This is a genomic window from Streptomyces diastatochromogenes (genome assembly GCF_002242805.1).
In the GTDB taxonomy this organism is placed as follows: Bacteria; Actinomycetota; Actinomycetes; order Streptomycetales; family Streptomycetaceae; genus Streptomyces; species Streptomyces diastatochromogenes.
The window spans coordinates 615,757-631,992 of sequence record NZ_MCGQ01000007.1; the positions used below are offsets into that span (position 1 = coordinate 615,757).

Consider the following 16,236-nt stretch of genomic DNA (forward strand, 5'->3'; position numbering starts at 1 on the left):
TCTTGATCGATGCTCCAGCGATGCGGGAAAGCATGAGAAGTCAGCGCGACCAGCCGTCTCGAAAAGCCACCCGTCCGCGGATGGCCACGGGAAGGCGACCCTAACCGACGTAGGGTTGATACCGGGATGGTCCCTGGGACGACCATCCCCGGAACAGCCGCCTCGAAGGAGGTCCAGTTCAGTGACCAGCCAGGTCAGCAGCCCAGCGGAGCAGGCCGACGGAACCGTCGTGGGAGAGCAGCGCAAACCGGGCGGAGCCAAGGACGTGCGGCGCCTGGATCGGGTGATCATCCGGTTCGCGGGGGACTCGGGTGACGGCATGCAGCTCACCGGTGACCGGTTCACCTCGGAGACCGCGTCCTTCGGCAACGACCTCTCCACCCTGCCGAACTTCCCCGCCGAGATCCGTGCGCCCGCCGGCACCCTGCCCGGCGTCTCGTCGTTCCAGCTCCACTTCGCCGACCACGACATCCTGACCCCGGGCGACGCGCCGAACGTGCTGGTCGCGATGAACCCGGCCGCCCTGAAGGCCAACATCGGCGACCTGCCGCGCGGCGCCGAGATCATCGTCAACACGGACGAGTTCACCAAGCGTGCCCTGCAGAAGGTCGGCTACACCGCCTCCCCGCTGGAGGACGGCTCGCTGGACGGCTACAGCCTGCATCCGGTGCCGCTGACCACGCTCACCGTCGAGGCGCTGAAGGAGTTCGACCTCTCCCGCAAGGAGGCCGAGCGGAGCAAGAACATGTTCGCCCTCGGCCTGCTGAGCTGGATGTACCACCGGCCCACCGAGGGCACCGAGAAGTTCCTGCGGACCAAGTTCGCCAAGAGGCCCGACATCGCGGCCGCCAACATCGCCGCGTTCCGGGCGGGCGTGAACTTCGGCGATACGACCGAGGACTTCGCGGTCTCCTACGAGGTCGCCCCGGCCACCGAGGCCTTCCCGGTCGGTACCTACCGCAACATCTCCGGCAACCTGGCCCTGGCCTACGGCCTGATCACGGCGTCGCAGCAGGCGGATCTGCCGCTGTTCCTGGGCTCGTACCCGATCACGCCGGCGTCGGACATCCTGCACGAGCTGAGCAAGCACAAGAACTTCGGCGTGCGGACCTTCCAGGCGGAGGACGAGATCGCCGGCATCGGCGCGTCGCTGGGGGCGGCCTTCGGGGGCTCGCTCGCGGTGACGACGACGAGCGGGCCCGGTGTGTCGCTCAAGAGCGAGACGATCGGCCTGGCCGTCTCCCTGGAGCTGCCGCTGCTGATCGTGGACATCCAGCGCGGCGGCCCCTCCACCGGCCTGCCGACCAAGACCGAGCAGGCGGACCTGCTGCAGGCGATGTTCGGCCGCAACGGCGAGGCCCCGGTCCCGATCATCGCCCCGAAGACCCCGGGCGACTGCTTCGACGCGGCCCTGGAGGCCGCCCGGATCGCGCTGACCTACCGCACCCCGGTCTTCCTGCTCTCCGACGGCTATCTGGCCAACGGCTCCGAACCGTGGCGGATCCCGGACCTGGACGAGCTGCCGGACCTGCGCGTGCAGTTCGCGTCCGGCCCGAACCACACGTTGGAGGACGGCACCGAGGTCTTCTGGCCGTACAAGCGGGACCCGCAGACGCTGGCCCGCCCGTGGGCCGTTCCGGGCACGCCGGGCCTGGAGCACCGCATCGGCGGCATCGAGAAGCAGGACGGCACGGGCAACATCTCCTACGACCCGGCCAACCACGAGTTCATGGTCCGCACCCGCCAGGCCAAGATCGACGGCATCGACGTCCCGGACATCGAGGTCGACGACCCGCACGGAGCGAAGACGCTGGTGCTGGGCTGGGGCTCGACGTACGGGCCGATCACGGCCGCGGTACGGCGGCTGCGCAAGGCCGGCGAGTCGATCGCCCAGGCCCATCTGCGCCACCTCAACCCGTTCCCGCGCAATCTCGAAGCGGTGGTCACGTCGTACGACAAGGTGGTGATCCCCGAGATGAACCTCGGGCAGCTCGCCACCCTGATCCGGTCGAGGTACCTGGTCGACGCCCACTCGTACAACCAGGTCAACGGCATGCCGTTCAAGGCGGAACAGCTCGCCGCCGCGTTGAAGGAGGCCATCGATGACTGACGCCAGCAACGGGCTGCTGCAGCTGGTCCCCAAGGCCGAGGCCAAGCAGTCGATGAAGGACTTCAAGTCCGACCAGGAGGTGCGCTGGTGCCCGGGCTGCGGTGACTACGCGATCCTGGCCGCCGTCCAGGGGTTCATGCCGGAGCTGGGCCTGGCGAAGGAGAACATCGTCTTCGTCTCGGGCATCGGCTGCTCCTCCCGCTTCCCGTACTACATGAACACCTACGGGATGCACTCCATCCACGGCCGCGCCCCGGCCATCGCGACGGGTCTGGCGTCCTCCCGCCGCGACCTGAGCGTGTGGGTGGTCACCGGCGACGGCGACGCCCTGTCCATCGGCGGCAACCACCTGATCCACGCCCTGCGCCGCAACGTCAACCTCAAGATCCTGCTGTTCAACAACCGGATCTACGGCCTGACCAAGGGCCAGTACAGCCCGACCTCCGAGGTCGGCAAGATCACCAAGTCGACGCCGATGGGCTCGCTGGACGCGCCGTTCAACCCGGTGTCGCTGGCGATCGGCGCGGAGGCGTCCTTCGTCGCGCGCACGATCGACTCCGACCGCAAGCACCTGACCGAGGTACTGCGCGCGGCCGCCGACCACCCGGGCACGGCGCTGATCGAGATCTACCAGAACTGCAACATCTTCAACGACGGCGCCTTCGACGCCCTCAAGGACAAGCAGCAGGCCGAGGAGGCGCTGATCCGCCTGGAGCACGGGCAGCCGATCCGGTTCGGCGCCGACGGCGCGCACGGTGTCGTACGGGACCGGCAGACCGGCGATCTGAAGGTGGTGACGGTGACCCCGGAGAACGAGGCGGACATCCTGGTGCACGACGCGAAGTCCGCGTCCCCCACCACCGCCTTCGCCCTCTCCCGGCTGGCCGACCCCGACACGCTGCACCACACCCCCATCGGTGTGTTCCGCTCCGTCGAGCGGCCGGTCTACGACGTGCAGATGTCCGAGCAGATGGACACGGCCATCGAGCAGCACGGCAAGGGCGACCTGGCCACGCTGCTGGCCGGCGGGGACACCTGGACGGTCGTCGGCTGATTCCGCCGCTTTTCGATCACGAGGCCCGGGAGCGGAGTTCCCGGGCCTCGTCGTAGGCCTGGCGGGCCTTCTCCACCTCACCCATGCGGTCGTGCGTCCACTGCGCCAGGGACCGCACCTGCTGCGCCGCCTCACGGCCGAGGTCGGTGAGCGAGTAGTCGACGCGGGGCGGGATGACCGGCTTGGCGTCCCGGTGGACCAGGCCGTCGCGCTCCAGCGTCTGGAGGGTCTGGGTGAGCATCTTCTCGCTGATACGGCCCACCTGGTCGATCGCCCGCCGCAGCTCACTGAACCGCCGCGAGCCCTCCATCAGCTCGATCAGGACGAGCACGCCCCAGCGGCTGGTGACGTGCTCCAGGACGAGCCGGTAGGGGCACATGGCCTCGGCTTCGGCTCCGGTGCGCGCACGCGCATTACTTACTGCCATGCCAGTACCTTACTTCAAAGTGGGTACTTTCGCTCGGTTAGTGCACCTCCTAGGGTGAGTGCCATAGGCACCCCACAAGGAGTTCTGAACCATGAGCATCGTCGTCACCGGAGCCACCGGACACCTCGGCCGTCACGTCGTGGAGCAGCTGCTGGAGAAGGTTCCGGCCGAGCAGATCACCGCCGTCGTGCGCGACGAGGCGAAGGCCGCCGACTTCGCGGCCCGCGGGGTGAAGCTCGCCGTCGCCGACTACAACACGCCCGAGACCTTCGACGGCCTGTTCGCGGCCGGTGACAAGGTCCTGCTGATCTCCGGCAACGAGTTCGACAAGGGCCGGGTGCAGCAGCACCAGGTCGTCATCGACGCCGCCAAGGCGGCCGGCGTGGCGCTGCTCGCGTACACCAGCGCCCCGGGCAGCCTCAAGGCCGCGCTCGCCGACGACCACCGGGCCACCGAGGAGGCGCTGCTCGCCTCCGGTCTGCCCTACAGCCTGCTGCGCAACGGCTGGTACCACGAGAACTACACCGAGAACCTGGCCCCGGTGCTGGAGCACGACGCGGTCGTCGCGGCGGCCGGCGAGGGCCGGGTCTCCTCGGCCTCCCGCGCCGACTACGCGGCCGCCGCGGCCGCCGTGCTGACCGGCGAGGGCCACGAGAACACCACGTACGAGCTGGGCGGCGACGCGGCGTGGAGCTTCGCCGAGTACGCGGCCGAGCTGAGCCGGCAGACCGGCAAGGAGATCGCCTACAACGCCGTCACCGACGAGGTCCTGAAGGGCATTCTGGCGGGCGCCGGGCTGCCCGCGCCCCTCGTCGAGATCTTCGTGGGCGTGGACGCGTCGATCGAGAAGGGCGAGCTGGTCGTCTCCTCCGGCGACCTGTCCCGCCTGGCCGGCCGCCCGACCACGCCGCTGGCCGAGGCGGTCGCCGCCGCACTCAAGGGCTGAGACTCCCCGCCCCTGGCCCTTCGGCACCTCCACCCTCGCCTGTCATGACCGTATGCCGATACGGGCATGACAGGCAGGGGTGCTCGGCGCTACCTTCGTTCTCGCGTGCGTGAGTGAGGCGAGAAGGAGGGGCCCGTGGCCGGGACGACCAAGGGAGAGCACCGGGCAGGCCTGCTGAACGGCTTCGCCGCGTACGGCATGTGGGGGCTGGTCCCCCTGTTCTGGCCGCTGCTGAAGCCCGCCGAAGCCCTGGAGATCCTGGCCCACCGCATGGTGTGGTCCCTCCTCTTCGTCGCCGTCGCCCTGCTCGTCCTGCGGCGCTGGGCCTGGGCCGGGGAGCTGCTGCGGCAGCCGCGGCGGCTCGGCCTCATAGCGCTCGCGGCGGCCTTCATCACCGTGAACTGGGGCGTCTACATCTGGGCCGTGAACGCCGGTCACGTGGTCGAGACGTCCCTCGGGTACTTCATCAACCCGCTGGTGACCATCGCGATGGGTGTGCTGATCCTGAAGGAACGGCTGCGGCCCGTGCAGTGGGCGGCGGTCGGGGTCGGCGTCGCCGCCGTCGTCGTGCTGGCCGTCGGCTACGGCCGTCCGCCGTGGATCTCTCTCTGTCTCGCCTTCTCGTTCGCCACCTACGGGCTGGTGAAGAAGAAGGTCGCCCTCGGCGGCATCGAGTCGCTGGCCGCCGAGACCGCGATCCAGTTCCTGCCCGCGCTCGGCTATCTGCTCTGGCTCACCGCACACGGCGGCTCCACCTTCGCGAGCGAGGGCGCGGGGCACACGGCCCTGCTCGCCTCGACCGGCATCGTCACCGCGCTGCCGCTGGTCTGCTTCGGCGCGGCCGCAATCCGCGTGCCGCTGTCCACGCTGGGGCTGCTGCAGTACCTGGCCCCCGTGTTCCAGTTCCTGCTCGGCGTCCTCTACTTCCACGAGGCCATGCCCGCCGCGCGCTGGGCCGGCTTTGGGCTGGTCTGGCTGGCGCTGGTCCTGCTCACCTCGGACGCGCTGCGCGCCGCGCGGAGGCCGAGGACGATGGTCGTACCGCCCCGCACCGAGACGACCAGCTCCGCTCCGGTGGACGCCTGACGGGGCTGGACGCCTGACGGAGGGTCGGGTGTCAGTGGCGGGCCGCATGATGGGGGGGCCGGGTGTCAGTGGCGGGCGCTATAAGTGGTGCCCATGTCGACACAGACGCCCGCACCACTGCACTGGAAGCTCGTCATCGACGCGGCCGACCCGCACGCACAGGCCGACTTCTGGGCCGCCGCGCTGCACTACACGGCCGAGGACAACAGCGCGCTCGTCGAACGGCTGCTGTCCCTCGGCGCGTTGCCCGAACAGGCCACCCTCGACCACCACGGCCGCCCCGCCTTCCGTGACCTGATCGCCGTACGGCACCCCGACGACCCCTACGACCCGGACTCCGGCACCGGCCTGGGGCGGCGGCTGCTGTTCCAGCGCGTCCCGGAGGCGAAGACCGTCAAGAACCGGCTCCACCTCGACCTGCACCCCGGCGCCGGGCGGCGCGCGGACGAGGTGGCCCGACTGGAGGCCCTCGGCGCGCGGGTCCTGCGCGAGGTGAAGGAGCCCGCCGGTGAGTGGACGGTGATGGCGGACCCGGAGGGCAACGAGTTCTGCGTGCAGTAGCCGGGCGGGGGCGTGCGGGCCGGTTACGCCTGCGCCGCCTTGGCCGCACGGTCGGTCAGCCGGACCATGCGGGCACGGGCCGACTCCAGGGGCTGCGGGTCCTCGGCCGCGGGTCCCGGCTCCGCCATGAGGTCCGTCCACAGGTCGATCAGGTCGCGGCCCATCCGCAGGCCCTCCTCCGGATCGCGCACCGCCCGCCAGGCGGTGGCCGCGCTCCGTACGTTGCCGTAGGCAGCCTCCGCGTCCGCGGCCTGCCGGCGGAGCCGGGCGAGGTCCAGGGAGAGGTGGAAGGAGCGGACCGGGTCACCCGCCAGGTAGGCGATGTAGGCGGTCAGTTCGCGCAGGTGCAGCACCTCGGCGTGGTGGGGGCCCAGCACCCCGGTGGCCTCGACGACCGTGCGTTCGGCGAGTTCCGCCGCGGCGTCGATACGACCGTCCCGGACAGCCTCGTTGATCCGCGCCATCGGCTCGGTCAGCAACTCGGCCCCCTCCGCGGTCTCGGTCACGGGCTCGTCCCCGAGCACCTCTTCGGCCACGGCGTCGAAACCGCGCGCGGGGGTGGGGGTGGGGGACGAGGCCGGGGCGGGCTCGGGGTCGAACAGGGGGGCAGGCTCGGGGGTGAGTGCGGGTGCGGGGTCGGGCTTCGGGGCGGGCTCGGGTACGGCGGCGGAGGCGGGGCGCGCGTCCGCGGCCTCCGGTACGGCAGCCTGAGCCGGGCGTTCGTCCGCGGCCTCCGGTACGGCAGTCCGAGCCAGGGGTGCGTCCATGACGGGCGGCGGGCCGAACTGCCCGGTGGGCGCCTGCACCATACCCGGCGTGACCGGGGAGACCGGCCGCGCGCCCCGCGGAGCGACCCGTACGGGGTCTCCCGCCACCCTGCTGGAACCGTCCGCGGAGACTTCGAGAGGGACCACGCAGCCGGCACGGTCGTCGTGGATCGTCGCCCGTATGGGGGCGCCCAGGCTGATGGCCAGGCGCTGGAGGTGGTTCAGCACAGCCTGCTGGATCTCCTCGCCCGGTGCCGCGACGACCGCCGTCCCGCCCGCCGAGGCACTGCCCGCGCCGGACACCCGCACCTGCACCACGGCAGGGTGTGCCACGGGCTGCTGCACCCGCTTCTTCTCGAAGCTGAGTCGAGACATCGGTTCCCTCACTCCCCCGGCGTCACGATCCGGTCGTACGCGTCCTGCCAACCAGTCTGTCGGCTCAGCCCGGTTCCCGCGTCACCACGACGTCACAGCCTCGCACCAGCCGCACCCCTTGAACCAAACTGCTTGCGTGTGCATAAAATGCAGACGCCGATATTCACGGAATGGCATGAACGACATCGCTCACTCTGGGGGACCCATGAGCCGCCGCTTCCTGTTCGTCCTGGGCAGTGCCCGCCTCGACGGCAACACCGAACTGCTGGCCCGCGAGGCCGCCGCGCAGCTGCCCGGTGACGTCGAGCAGCAGTGGATCCGCCTCGCCGAGCATCCGCTGCCCGACTTCGTGGACCTGCGGCACGACAGCAACCACGTACGGGCGCCCTCGGACACCGAGACCGGCCTGCTGCTGGACGCCACGCTCGCGGCCACGGACATCGTGATCGCCTCGCCGCTGTACTGGTACTCGGTGTCCGGCCTCACCAAGCGCTACCTGGACTACTGGTCGGGCTGGCTGCGCACCCCCGGCCTCGACTTCAAGGCCACCCTGGCCGGACGCACGCTGTGGGGTGTCGCGGCGCACGCGGACCGGGAGCCGTCGGTCGCCGACCCGCTCGTCGGCACCCTCAACAACTCGGCCGCCTACATGGGGATGCGCTTCGGCGGGGTGCTGCTGGGCAACGGCAGCGCGCCCGGGGACGTACGGAAGGACACCGAGGCGCTCGCGCGCGCCAAGACGTTCTTCGCGCAGGAGGCGCCCCTCGCCCGCTTCCCGCACGAGGTCGCGGCCGGCTGACGGCGCGTCCGCTACGCGCTGATGTCCTTCGTCGTGAACCGCGCCCAGGCCGCCGAGCCGAACACGGCCGCGTACAGCGCCTGGAGGCCGAGGTTCCTGACCAGGTCGTCCCAGTAGACGGGGTCGCGCATCAGATCGGCGAAGGACAGCCAGTAGTGGGAGAAGAAGTACGGCTGCAGCGCGTGCAGCTGGGGTATCTGGTCGAGGATCTGGACGGTGATGAGCAGGCCCACGGTGGTCGCCATCGCCGCGATGCCACTGTTGGTCAGCGTCGACACGAACAGGCCGAGGGCCGCGATGCCGACCAGTGAGGCGGCGACGACCAGCGCGATCAGCAGCGCCCGGCCCAGGCCCTCGGCGAAGCTGATCCGGGTGCCGGAGATGGTGGTGAGGTCGCCGAGCGGGAACAGCAGCGCGCCGACGATCAGTGCGGAGACGGCCACGACCAGGGTGGCCAGCACGCAGAAGGCCATGACCGTCGTGTACTTGGTGAGCAGCAGGCGGGTGCGGCCGGCCGGGGCGACCAGCAGATAGCGCAGGGTGCCGGCGCCGGCCTCGCCGGCGATCGCGTCGCCCGCGATCACGCCGACCGCCATCGGCAGGAAGAACGGCAGGGTCGCGGCCAGTGCCGTGAACACCAGGAACAGGCCGTTGTTGGTGATCTGCGCGATGAACGCCGGCCCGTCGCCGCCGCTCGGGCCCGCCGTCGAGCCGCCCCTCGTCTCGATCTTCACCGCGATCCCGACCAGCACCGGCACCGCCGCCAGCACCCCGAGCAGCGCGAGCGTGCGCCAGCGGCGGACGGTGGTGACCAGCTCGCTGCGCAGCAGCCCGAAGGTCCACAGGGGGTTCGGACGGCCGGGGCCGGCCGCTGCGTCCGGTGCGGCCGGTGCCTGGAGTGCCTCAGCCCGCGACATCGAATCCCTCCCCCGTCAGTGCCACGAACGCGTCCTCCAGGGAGGCCCGTTCGAGCGTGAAGCCCCGGACCCGGACGCCGGCGGTGACCAGGGCCGCGTTCACCTCGGCGAGGTCCTGGGCGGGCGGCTCGCCGGTCACCCGGTCGCCGTCCACCGTGACGTCCCCGACGCCCTGTTCCTTCAGCACCCGGGCCGCCTCGCCCGCATCCGGTGTGGTCACCACCAGCCGGCCGCGCGCCCCGGCCGCCAGGTCGGCCACCGCGCCCTGGGTGATCAGGCGGCCCTGTGCCATCACCGCCGCGTGTGTGCACACCTGCTCGATCTCGTCGAGGAGGTGGGAGGAGAGGAAGACGGTCGTGCCGTCGGAGGCCAACTCCCGGATCAGGGCGCGGATTTCCCGCATGCCCTGCGGGTCGAGGCCGTTGGTGGGCTCGTCCAGCACCAGCAGTCTGCGCGGCTGGAGCAGGGCCGCGGCCAGGCCCAGGCGCTGCTTCATGCCGAGCGAGTACGCCCTGGCCTTCTTGCCGGCGGCGGCCGTGAGACCCACCCGGTCCAGGGCGGCCGCGACGCGGGCGCGCCGGGTGCGCGGGTCGGCGGTCGGGTCGGCGGCGTCGTAGCGCAGCAGGTTGTCCCGTCCGGAGAGGAAGCCGTACAGGGCGGGGCCCTCGATCAGCGCGCCGACCTGCGGGAGGACGGCGCGGGTGGCCCGGGGCATGGGGCGACCCAGGACGCGGGCCGTGCCCGAGGTCGGCTCGATCAGGCCCATCAGCATGCGGATGGTGGTGGTCTTGCCCGAGCCGTTCGGGCCGAGGAAGCCGAAGACGCTGCCCGCCGGGACGGTCAGATCGAGACCGTCGACGGCGAGCTGTCCGCCGCGGTAGCGCTTGGTGAGGCCGCGCGTGGCGATGACGTGCGCCGGCGCGTCCCCCGAGTCCTGCTCCGTGGCGGACGGTTCGTCCATCGGCTCCCTCGATTCGTCGTGCCCCGTGCCCAGGAAGGGTCCCGGGCCCAGGCAGCGTCCCGTCCCGGGCCCAGGAAGGGTTACTTCCCTTCGTTCGCCGCCTTCACCAGCGTGTCCTTGGTGACCGCTCCGGCGTACACCTTGCCGTCGTCGGTGATCAGGGCGTTGACCAGGCGGGTGGAGAAGACCGTGCCCTTGCCGAACTTCCCGGAGACGTGGTCGCCGAGCGAGCCGAGGAAGCCGCCGAAGGCGCCGCCCTCGGAGCCGGACGGCAGGCCGCCCTTGGCGCCGGTGTCGAAGGTGGCGATGGACGTCCAGCCCTTGCCGAGCACATTGGCCCCTTCCAGGCCCTGGGCGAAGTCCTCACCGGACTTCGGGGCGTGCTCGGGCGCCCGGGACTCGTCCTTCTTCTCCTCGGTGACCTTCGCGCCCTTGGGCGGGGTGAAGTCGAAGGTGGAGCCGGCCGGCTTGGCGAAGGAGACCTGGGTGAAGCCCGCGTCGAGCACGGCGGCCCCGCCGCTCTTCGGGGTGAGCGTGAACTTGAGCGGCATGCCGGTCTTCGCGTCCACGGCGATGCTGATGGCGCCGACCGTGGTGCCGGACTGCTTGGGCTTGATCAGCAGCTTGTAGGCGTCGCGTCCGGCGACCTGGGCGGTGCCGTCGACGGTCACGGACGTGGTGTCGTCGACCGACTTCAGGGCCTCGTCGGCGAAGCCCTTGGGCGTGGCCGGCGGCTCGGCCCGGTGCTTCTTGCCGGAGTCGGCGGCGGTGCCGTGGAAGACCTCGTTGCTCTTGCTGTCGTAGCCCCAGACGTTCTTGCCGTCGTGGATGAGGCTGTACTCGGCGCCGCTCTCCAGCAGCGACAGCTTCTGCCGGTCCGGGCCGTCGGTCGCCACGCGCAGGGTGTGCGTGCCGGAGACCAGCTCGGTGAGCTTGGACGTCGGGTCGGCGGAGGAGCCGTCGCCGCCCTGGGCCGCCCCGGACGCCAGGCTGCTCTCCAGGCCGCCGAGGTCCGGCAGGCCGAGGTCGGTGCTGACCTTCACCGTGCCGGACAGCTGCTGCACGTCCGACTTGGCGATCTTCTCGATGAGCTGCTGCGCGCTGATCTTCGGCAGATCGGGGGAACCGGAATCGGCGAGCGCCGGGACCAGCCCGATCGTGGCCGCCGCCACCCCCACCACCGCGACCGGGACCACGTACCGGGCGGCCTTGCGGCGTCCGGAGTGCAGGTCCTCGTCCTGCCCGGCGCCCGTTGCCTCGTCGGATTCGTACGGTGCCATCTGTGCCTTACCTCCGTCGTCGGCGGCGGCTGTCCCCACACTGGTCCACCTGAGCCGCCATTCTCACCCGAATCGGTGAGGAGTGGTGATTTCCGTGGTTTCCATCTGACCAAATCGGCCGTGAGGAAGCGTCAGACCACGGAGCCAACTCCGTGTACGCCTGGGGTATGACACGAAGGGGCGGCGCCTCCCCCGACCCGTAGGGGTCGGGCGGGAGACACCGCCCTCATGCCAGGTGAACGGCCGACTAGCCGGCCCGGTGCACCACCGCGTCGCACAGCTCGAGCAGCGCCGCCTTGGCGTCGCACTCCGGCAGCGGGGCCAGCGCCGCCCGCGCCTCCTCCGCGTACCGGACGGTGTCCCGGCGGGCCTGCTCCAGCGCGGGGTGCGCGCGCAGCGCGACCAGCGCCTCGGCGTGCCGGGTGTCGTCGCTGAGGTCGGAGTCCAGCAGCTCGCACAGCGCGACGTCCTCGGCCAGGCCGAGGCGGGCGGCCCGCTCGCGCAGCCGGAGCACGGGCAGCGTCGGGATGCCCTCGCGCAGGTCGGTCCCGGGGGTCTTCCCGGACTCGTGCGAGTCGGAGGCGATGTCCAGGACGTCGTCCGCGAGCTGGAAGGCGACCCCGAGCCGTTCGCCGTACTGGGTGAGCACGTCGACGACCGTCTCGTCGGCGCCCGACATCATCGCGCCGAACCGGCACGACACGGCCACCAGGGAGCCCGTCTTGCCGCCGAGCACGTCCAGGTAGTGGTCGACCGGGTCACGGCCGTCCGAGGGGCCCGCGGTCTCCAGGATCTGCCCGGTGACCAGCCGCTCGAACGCGAGGGCCTGCACCCGGACCGCCTCGGGGCCGAGGTCGGCGAGGATCTGGGAGGCGCGGGCGAAGAGGAAGTCGCCGGTGAGGACCGCGACCGAGTTGCCCCAGCGGGTGTTGGCGCTGTCCACACCACGCCGCACGGACGCCTCGTCCATGACGTCGTCGTGGTACAGCGTGGCCAGGTGGGTCAGCTCCACGACGACGGCCGACGGCACGACGCCCGGCGCGTACGGGTCGCCGAACTGCGCCGCGAGCATCACGAGCAGCGGCCTGAACCGCTTCCCACCGGCCCGTACGAGGTGCTGCGCGGCCTCCGTGATGAACGGGACCTCGCTCTTGGTGGCTTCGAGCAAGCCTTCCTCGACAGCCGCCAATCCGGCCTGGACATCGGCTTCCAGAGCCTGGTCCCGCACGCTCAGCCCGAACGGCCCGACGACGGTCACGAGGGGTCTCCTGTCTGCTGGTGTCTGCTGGCGATTACACGGTTTGTCGATAGGTCGTTGCCATCACTCAAGTCAGCGTATCCGGTCCTGTTTCGATCACCGATAGCGCCCACCGGTCCAGCCCGGGCGGTATCGGATCACGGCCGGTATGTTCTTGATCATCTGATAAGTATGGGTACACAATGACTTAACAGGATCTCGCCCGATTTGTCGCGAACCGCACGGCGGGTGGAGTACTCCTTTTGCACCACGCCCGGCGAATCTCCCGAATCCCCCATGTCTGATTTGGTACTCTTTGCCATTTCGTGAATTGGGTCACGCGGGCCCGTGAATCGGCCAATCGGCACCACCCCCGTTCTCCCCTTGCCGCATCGGCCAGTTGAGCGTTGGCAACCGCAAAGGATCAAGTGCCCCATTCGGAACAGATCAAGGTCAACTGCGACTTTGGGTGAATCCAGTGCTTGTTCCGGACATGTGCTGTCGCATAGCTTCCGGGCCAGTCAGACGAACGCCGAATCCTGCCGCGTCTGACACCACCCATCGACGAACTCATTCGTACGGCAGGAGCGGGGGACCCAGGTAAGCCGCCGGACCGGACGACGCATGTCGCACCGGGACGGCTAGGGGTGAAGTCGTGCCTCCCCCCAGGGGCACGGCCGGGCACCTCCCCGCCCGAACCCGACAGCTCACCTCGCAGGCGACGGAGAGGAACGTCCCCATGCCTGCTGCCGCTCAGCCCCGCCGCACCCGCACCAACCGCCTCGTCCGCAAGTTCGCCGTCATCGGCACCGGCGCCGCCGTGCTCGCCCTCCCGCTCATCGGCGCGACCAGTGCCTCCGCCGCCACCCCCACGGCCGCCACGCCGTCCACCACGCTCGCCGGGTACCCGAACACCCTCGACGGCTGGATCCGCGAGTCGCTCGCGATCATGGCCCAGAAGGGCATCCCGGGGACGTACAACGGCATCTACCGCAACGTCATCCGCGAGTCCTCGGGCAACCCGGCGGCCATCAACCTCTGGGACTCCAACGCGGCCAAGGGCATCCCGTCCAAGGGCCTGCTCCAGGTCATCGACCCGACGTTCAACGCGTACCACGTGGCCGGAACGTCCTACGACATCTACGACCCGGTCGCGAACATCACGGCCGCCTGCAACTACGCGGCCGCGCGCTACGGGTCGATCGACAACGTCTTCGGCGCCTACTGACCGGCCCCGGCGGCAGGCCCTACTGATATCCCGGTCAGTCGGTCGGGAACAGTCTTTCGAGGACGACGGCGATGCCGTCGTCCTCGTTCGACGTGGTGATCTCATCGGCAACGGCCTTGAGTTCGGGGTGGGCGTTGGCCATGGCGACACCGCGCGCGGCCCAGTCGAACATGGGGATGTCGTTGGGCATGTCGCCGAACGCGAGGGCCCGGTCGGCGGCGATCCCCAGGTGCTCGGCGGCCAGCGCCAGCCCCGTCGCCTTGGTGATGCCGCACGGCTGCAGCTCCACGGTCCCCGGCCCCGACATCGTGACCGTCGCCAGCGAGCCCACCACCGAGCGCGCGATCGCGGCCAACTCGTCGTCGGACAGCGTGTGGTGGCGCAGCAGCACCTTGCTGATGGGCTCGCACCACAGATCGTCGCGCCGCCCGACCCGCACCGCGGGCAGGGTCGGGTGCGGCATCAGATACCCCGGCTCGATCAGGGTGAGCCCGTCCACGCCGTCCTGGTCGACGGCCGCGTAGACCTGCCCCACCTCGGCCTCGATCTTGCCGAGCGCGGTCTCGGCCAGTTCCCGGTCCAGCCGGACCGACCACAGCAGACGGTCGGCGCCGGCGTCGTAGACCTGCGCGCCCTGCCCGCACACCGCGAGCCCCGTGCTGCCGAGGCCCTCCAGGAGGGGCCGTACCCGGGGGGCCGGGCGGCCCGTCACCACCAGATGCCGGGCACCGGCCCGCGCCGCCCGCTCGAGTGCGGCGCGCGACCGGTCGGAGACGGTGTCGTCGTCGCGCAGCAACGTCCCGTCCAGGTCGGTGGCGATCAGTGCATATGCGGGGGGTGCGGCCATGATCAGAGAATACGGACAGCGCGCCCCGCCGACTCACCCTGATGTTCCTGGACTTGTGTGCTCCTCAGCCCCAAGTGGTGCCTGCGGGCTCCCTGATGGTGGTGTTCACGCGGTTGAACATGTTGGTGAGCGAGATGCTGAGGAGCAGTGCGGAGAGCTGCTTCTCGTCGAAGTGGTCGGCCACCGTCCCACAGCGCGTCCGGCACCGACTCCTCGGAGCGGTCGGCGAGCCTCGTCATACGCTCGGCCGGCTGCGGCGCCGTTTTTCGGCGCACCCGCTGCTGTGGGAGCACTCCGTGTGTGTGGGGGGGGCCGGCCCGCCGGCTGCCTGCACACACGCGCGGCCGCCGACCCGCCCGAGGAGTCCCTTCGGGCAGGGGGCGGCCGAGGAGGCGCAGGAAGCGTCCGGGCAGCTCAGCCGTGTGCCGCCGCCAGGTGCCTGGCCAGGCGCGGCGAGGCGAACTCCGTGCCGCAGACGAAGCGCATCACCGGACCGTACGAGGACGCCGCCGGAAGGCCGGTGAAGTACAGACCGGGGACGGAGGAGACGTAGCCGGGTCCGAGCCTGGGCGTGCCCCGGCTCACCGCCAGCCGGGTGCGCAGTTCATGGCCGAGGAAGTCCATCGCGGCGATGTCCACGCGGTAGCCGGTGGCCGCGATGACGTGGTCGGCCGAGAGCCGCTCGGTGCGTGTGCCGTGGGTGCTGACGGTGAGGACCGGGCTGCCGTCCGGGGCCTCGGCGCCCACCACCCGCTCGACCTCGTGGACCTGGACCTTGCCCTCGAAGCGGTCACGCAGCCACCAGGCGCCGAGCGGGCCGAGGACCCGGCGGACCAGGTAGTGGCGGGTCCGGGCGGGCAGGAAGCGGTACGGCTGGGGGTAGTAGCTGAGCGCCCACAGGGACCAGGCACGGCCGAAGGGGGACTCGGGGCGCAGCCTCGGCTGGTCCCAGGGCGGGGCGCCGAAGGCGACCCGGCCGCGGCCGCGTGAGACCACGCGCACCTGGGCGCCGGCCTCGGCCGCGAGGGCCGCCGTCTCCAGCGCGGACTGGCCGGCGCCGACGACGATCAGCTCCTTGCCGGCGAAGCGGGCGAGGTCGTGGTGCTGGGAGCTGTGGGAGACCGGACCCGTGGGTGCCGGACCGTCGGTCGCCGCTGCCACCAGCTCGGCCGGGAGGTGCGCGAGCCCGGACAGGCCGGTGGCGACCACGACCGCGCGCGCGGTGAACAACTCGCCCGAGTCCAGCTTGAGTTCGAACCCGCCGGTCTTGTCGCGGTCCACGGAGACGACCCGGACCTGCTCCAGGCCGGGCAGCAGCTTCTCCTGGAACCACTCGCCGTAGGCGATGAAGGTCTCCACCGGAATGATGTCCTCGTCGGTCACCAGCCGGCGGATGCCCGCGGCGTCGCAGTAGTCGGCGAGGGTGTGGCCGGGCTGCGGGCAGTCGAGGTTGGAGGCGGCGGGGGTCGACTTGAGGAGCATGCCCTCGGGCATGTGGTCGCGCCAGCTGACCATGGGGTCGCCGAAGACGCGGACGGGGATGCCGCGCGCCCGCAGATGGGCGGCGGTGGACAGGCCGTACGGCCCGGCCCCGATGACTGCAACCGGTCGAATCACGAAGTCCCTCCCCAGGACGCGGTA

General features: G+C 71.0%; 15 protein-coding genes and 1 riboswitch. Of the genes, 7 read left to right on the plus strand and 8 right to left on the minus strand.

All coding sequences use genetic code 11. The annotated features are described in order from the left end of the window. Positions 1-181 precede the first annotated feature (181 nt). Complete coding sequence (locus BEK98_RS07410) at positions 182-2,110, plus strand: 2-oxoacid:acceptor oxidoreductase subunit alpha (RefSeq protein ID WP_094215557.1); 1,929 nt, start codon at positions 182-184, stop codon at positions 2,108-2,110. Beyond that, positions 2,103-3,164 (plus strand): 2-oxoacid:ferredoxin oxidoreductase subunit beta, encoded by a 1,062-nt coding sequence (locus BEK98_RS07415; protein WP_094215558.1) that lies wholly within the window; start codon positions 2,103-2,105, stop codon positions 3,162-3,164. The genes BEK98_RS07410 and BEK98_RS07415 overlap by 8 nt, the downstream gene beginning before the upstream one ends. Before the next feature lie 16 nt (positions 3,165-3,180). On the opposite strand, the gene BEK98_RS07420 is transcribed toward BEK98_RS07415, so the two are convergent. Beyond that, positions 3,181-3,591, minus strand: coding sequence for a winged helix-turn-helix transcriptional regulator (locus BEK98_RS07420; protein WP_094215559.1), 411 nt, complete (start codon positions 3,589-3,591; stop codon positions 3,181-3,183). Positions 3,592-3,682: 91 nt separating this feature from the next. On the opposite strand from BEK98_RS07420, the gene BEK98_RS07425 reads away from it, so the two are divergent. The 3 genes from BEK98_RS07425 (at position 3,683) to BEK98_RS07435 (ending at position 6,184) form a co-directional block, all read left to right on the plus strand. Further along, positions 3,683-4,537, plus strand: coding sequence for an SDR family oxidoreductase (locus BEK98_RS07425; RefSeq protein ID WP_094215560.1), 855 nt, complete (start codon positions 3,683-3,685; stop codon positions 4,535-4,537). Between the two features lie 135 nt (positions 4,538-4,672). Beyond that, a complete protein-coding gene (rarD, locus tag BEK98_RS07430; RefSeq protein ID WP_094215561.1) occupies positions 4,673-5,623 on the plus strand; it encodes an EamA family transporter RarD in 951 nt (316 codons plus the stop codon). A 93-nt stretch (positions 5,624-5,716) separates the two neighbouring features. Beyond that, complete coding sequence (locus BEK98_RS07435) at positions 5,717-6,184, plus strand: VOC family protein (protein WP_094215562.1); 468 nt, start codon at positions 5,717-5,719, stop codon at positions 6,182-6,184. 23 nt (positions 6,185-6,207) lie between these two features. On the opposite strand, the gene BEK98_RS07440 is transcribed toward BEK98_RS07435, so the two are convergent. Further along, complete coding sequence (locus tag BEK98_RS07440; RefSeq protein ID WP_208643035.1) at positions 6,208-7,326, minus strand: hypothetical protein; 1,119 nt, start codon at positions 7,324-7,326, stop codon at positions 6,208-6,210. Between the two features lie 205 nt (positions 7,327-7,531). On the opposite strand from BEK98_RS07440, the gene BEK98_RS07445 reads away from it, so the two are divergent. Then, the gene (locus tag BEK98_RS07445; RefSeq protein WP_094215563.1) at positions 7,532-8,125 is read left to right on the plus strand and encodes a flavodoxin family protein; all 594 of its coding nucleotides are present in this window, start codon (positions 7,532-7,534) and stop codon (positions 8,123-8,125) included. Between the two features lie 11 nt (positions 8,126-8,136). Here the strand turns inward: BEK98_RS07445 and BEK98_RS07450 are convergent, their stop codons facing one another. The 4 genes from BEK98_RS07450 to BEK98_RS07465 all read right to left on the minus strand — a co-directional run bounded on the left by BEK98_RS07450 (position 8,137) and on the right by BEK98_RS07465 (position 12,541). Next, positions 8,137-9,042, minus strand: a complete 906-nt coding sequence (locus BEK98_RS07450; protein WP_094215564.1) for an ABC transporter permease — start codon at positions 9,040-9,042, stop codon at positions 8,137-8,139. Continuing rightward, complete coding sequence (locus tag BEK98_RS07455) at positions 9,029-10,003, minus strand: ABC transporter ATP-binding protein (RefSeq protein ID WP_094215565.1); 975 nt, start codon at positions 10,001-10,003, stop codon at positions 9,029-9,031. The genes BEK98_RS07450 and BEK98_RS07455 overlap by 14 nt, the downstream gene beginning before the upstream one ends. 80 nt (positions 10,004-10,083) lie before the next feature. Then, positions 10,084-11,283: a LolA family protein gene (locus BEK98_RS07460; RefSeq protein WP_094215566.1), complete on the minus strand. Its 1,200-nt coding sequence runs from the start codon at positions 11,281-11,283 to the stop codon at positions 10,084-10,086. A gap of 247 nt (positions 11,284-11,530) precedes the next feature. Continuing rightward, complete coding sequence (locus BEK98_RS07465) at positions 11,531-12,541, minus strand: polyprenyl synthetase family protein (RefSeq protein WP_094215567.1); 1,011 nt, start codon at positions 12,539-12,541, stop codon at positions 11,531-11,533. A 531-nt stretch (positions 12,542-13,072) separates the two neighbouring features. Further along, positions 13,073-13,256, plus strand: a riboswitch (cyclic di-AMP (ydaO/yuaA leader). A gap of 3 nt (positions 13,257-13,259) precedes the next feature. On the opposite strand from BEK98_RS07465, the gene BEK98_RS07470 reads away from it, so the two are divergent. Next, positions 13,260-13,748 (plus strand): transglycosylase SLT domain-containing protein, encoded by a 489-nt coding sequence (locus BEK98_RS07470; RefSeq protein WP_094215568.1) that lies wholly within the window; start codon positions 13,260-13,262, stop codon positions 13,746-13,748. Positions 13,749-13,782: 34 nt separating this feature from the next. On the opposite strand, the gene BEK98_RS07475 is transcribed toward BEK98_RS07470, so the two are convergent. Continuing rightward, the gene (locus BEK98_RS07475; RefSeq protein WP_094215569.1) at positions 13,783-14,595 is read right to left on the minus strand and encodes an HAD family hydrolase; all 813 of its coding nucleotides are present in this window, start codon (positions 14,593-14,595) and stop codon (positions 13,783-13,785) included. 414 nt (positions 14,596-15,009) lie between these two features. Beyond that, positions 15,010-16,212, minus strand: coding sequence for an FAD-dependent oxidoreductase (locus BEK98_RS07485; RefSeq protein WP_094215754.1), 1,203 nt, complete (start codon positions 16,210-16,212; stop codon positions 15,010-15,012). Between the last annotated feature and the right edge of the window lie 24 nt (positions 16,213-16,236).

Coding starts and splice junctions, on each gene's coding strand:
- BEK98_RS07415 (WP_094215558.1), top strand. CDS start 2,103: ATGACTGACGCCAGCAACGGGCTGCTGCAGCTGGTCCCCAAGGCCGAG.
- BEK98_RS07420 (WP_094215559.1), bottom strand. CDS start 3,591: ATGGCAGTAAGTAATGCGCGTGCGCGCACCGGAGCCGAAGCCGAGGCC.
- BEK98_RS07425 (WP_094215560.1), top strand. CDS start 3,683: ATGAGCATCGTCGTCACCGGAGCCACCGGACACCTCGGCCGTCACGTC.
- BEK98_RS07435 (WP_094215562.1), top strand. CDS start 5,717: ATGTCGACACAGACGCCCGCACCACTGCACTGGAAGCTCGTCATCGAC.
- BEK98_RS07440 (WP_208643035.1), bottom strand. CDS start 7,326: ATGTCTCGACTCAGCTTCGAGAAGAAGCGGGTGCAGCAGCCCGTGGCA.
- BEK98_RS07445 (WP_094215563.1), top strand. CDS start 7,532: ATGAGCCGCCGCTTCCTGTTCGTCCTGGGCAGTGCCCGCCTCGACGGC.
- BEK98_RS07450 (WP_094215564.1), bottom strand. CDS start 9,042: ATGTCGCGGGCTGAGGCACTCCAGGCACCGGCCGCACCGGACGCAGCG.
- BEK98_RS07455 (WP_094215565.1), bottom strand. CDS start 10,003: ATGGACGAACCGTCCGCCACGGAGCAGGACTCGGGGGACGCGCCGGCG.
- BEK98_RS07460 (WP_094215566.1), bottom strand. CDS start 11,283: ATGGCACCGTACGAATCCGACGAGGCAACGGGCGCCGGGCAGGACGAG.
- BEK98_RS07470 (WP_094215568.1), top strand. CDS start 13,260: ATGCCTGCTGCCGCTCAGCCCCGCCGCACCCGCACCAACCGCCTCGTC.
- BEK98_RS07475 (WP_094215569.1), bottom strand. CDS start 14,595: ATGGCCGCACCCCCCGCATATGCACTGATCGCCACCGACCTGGACGGG.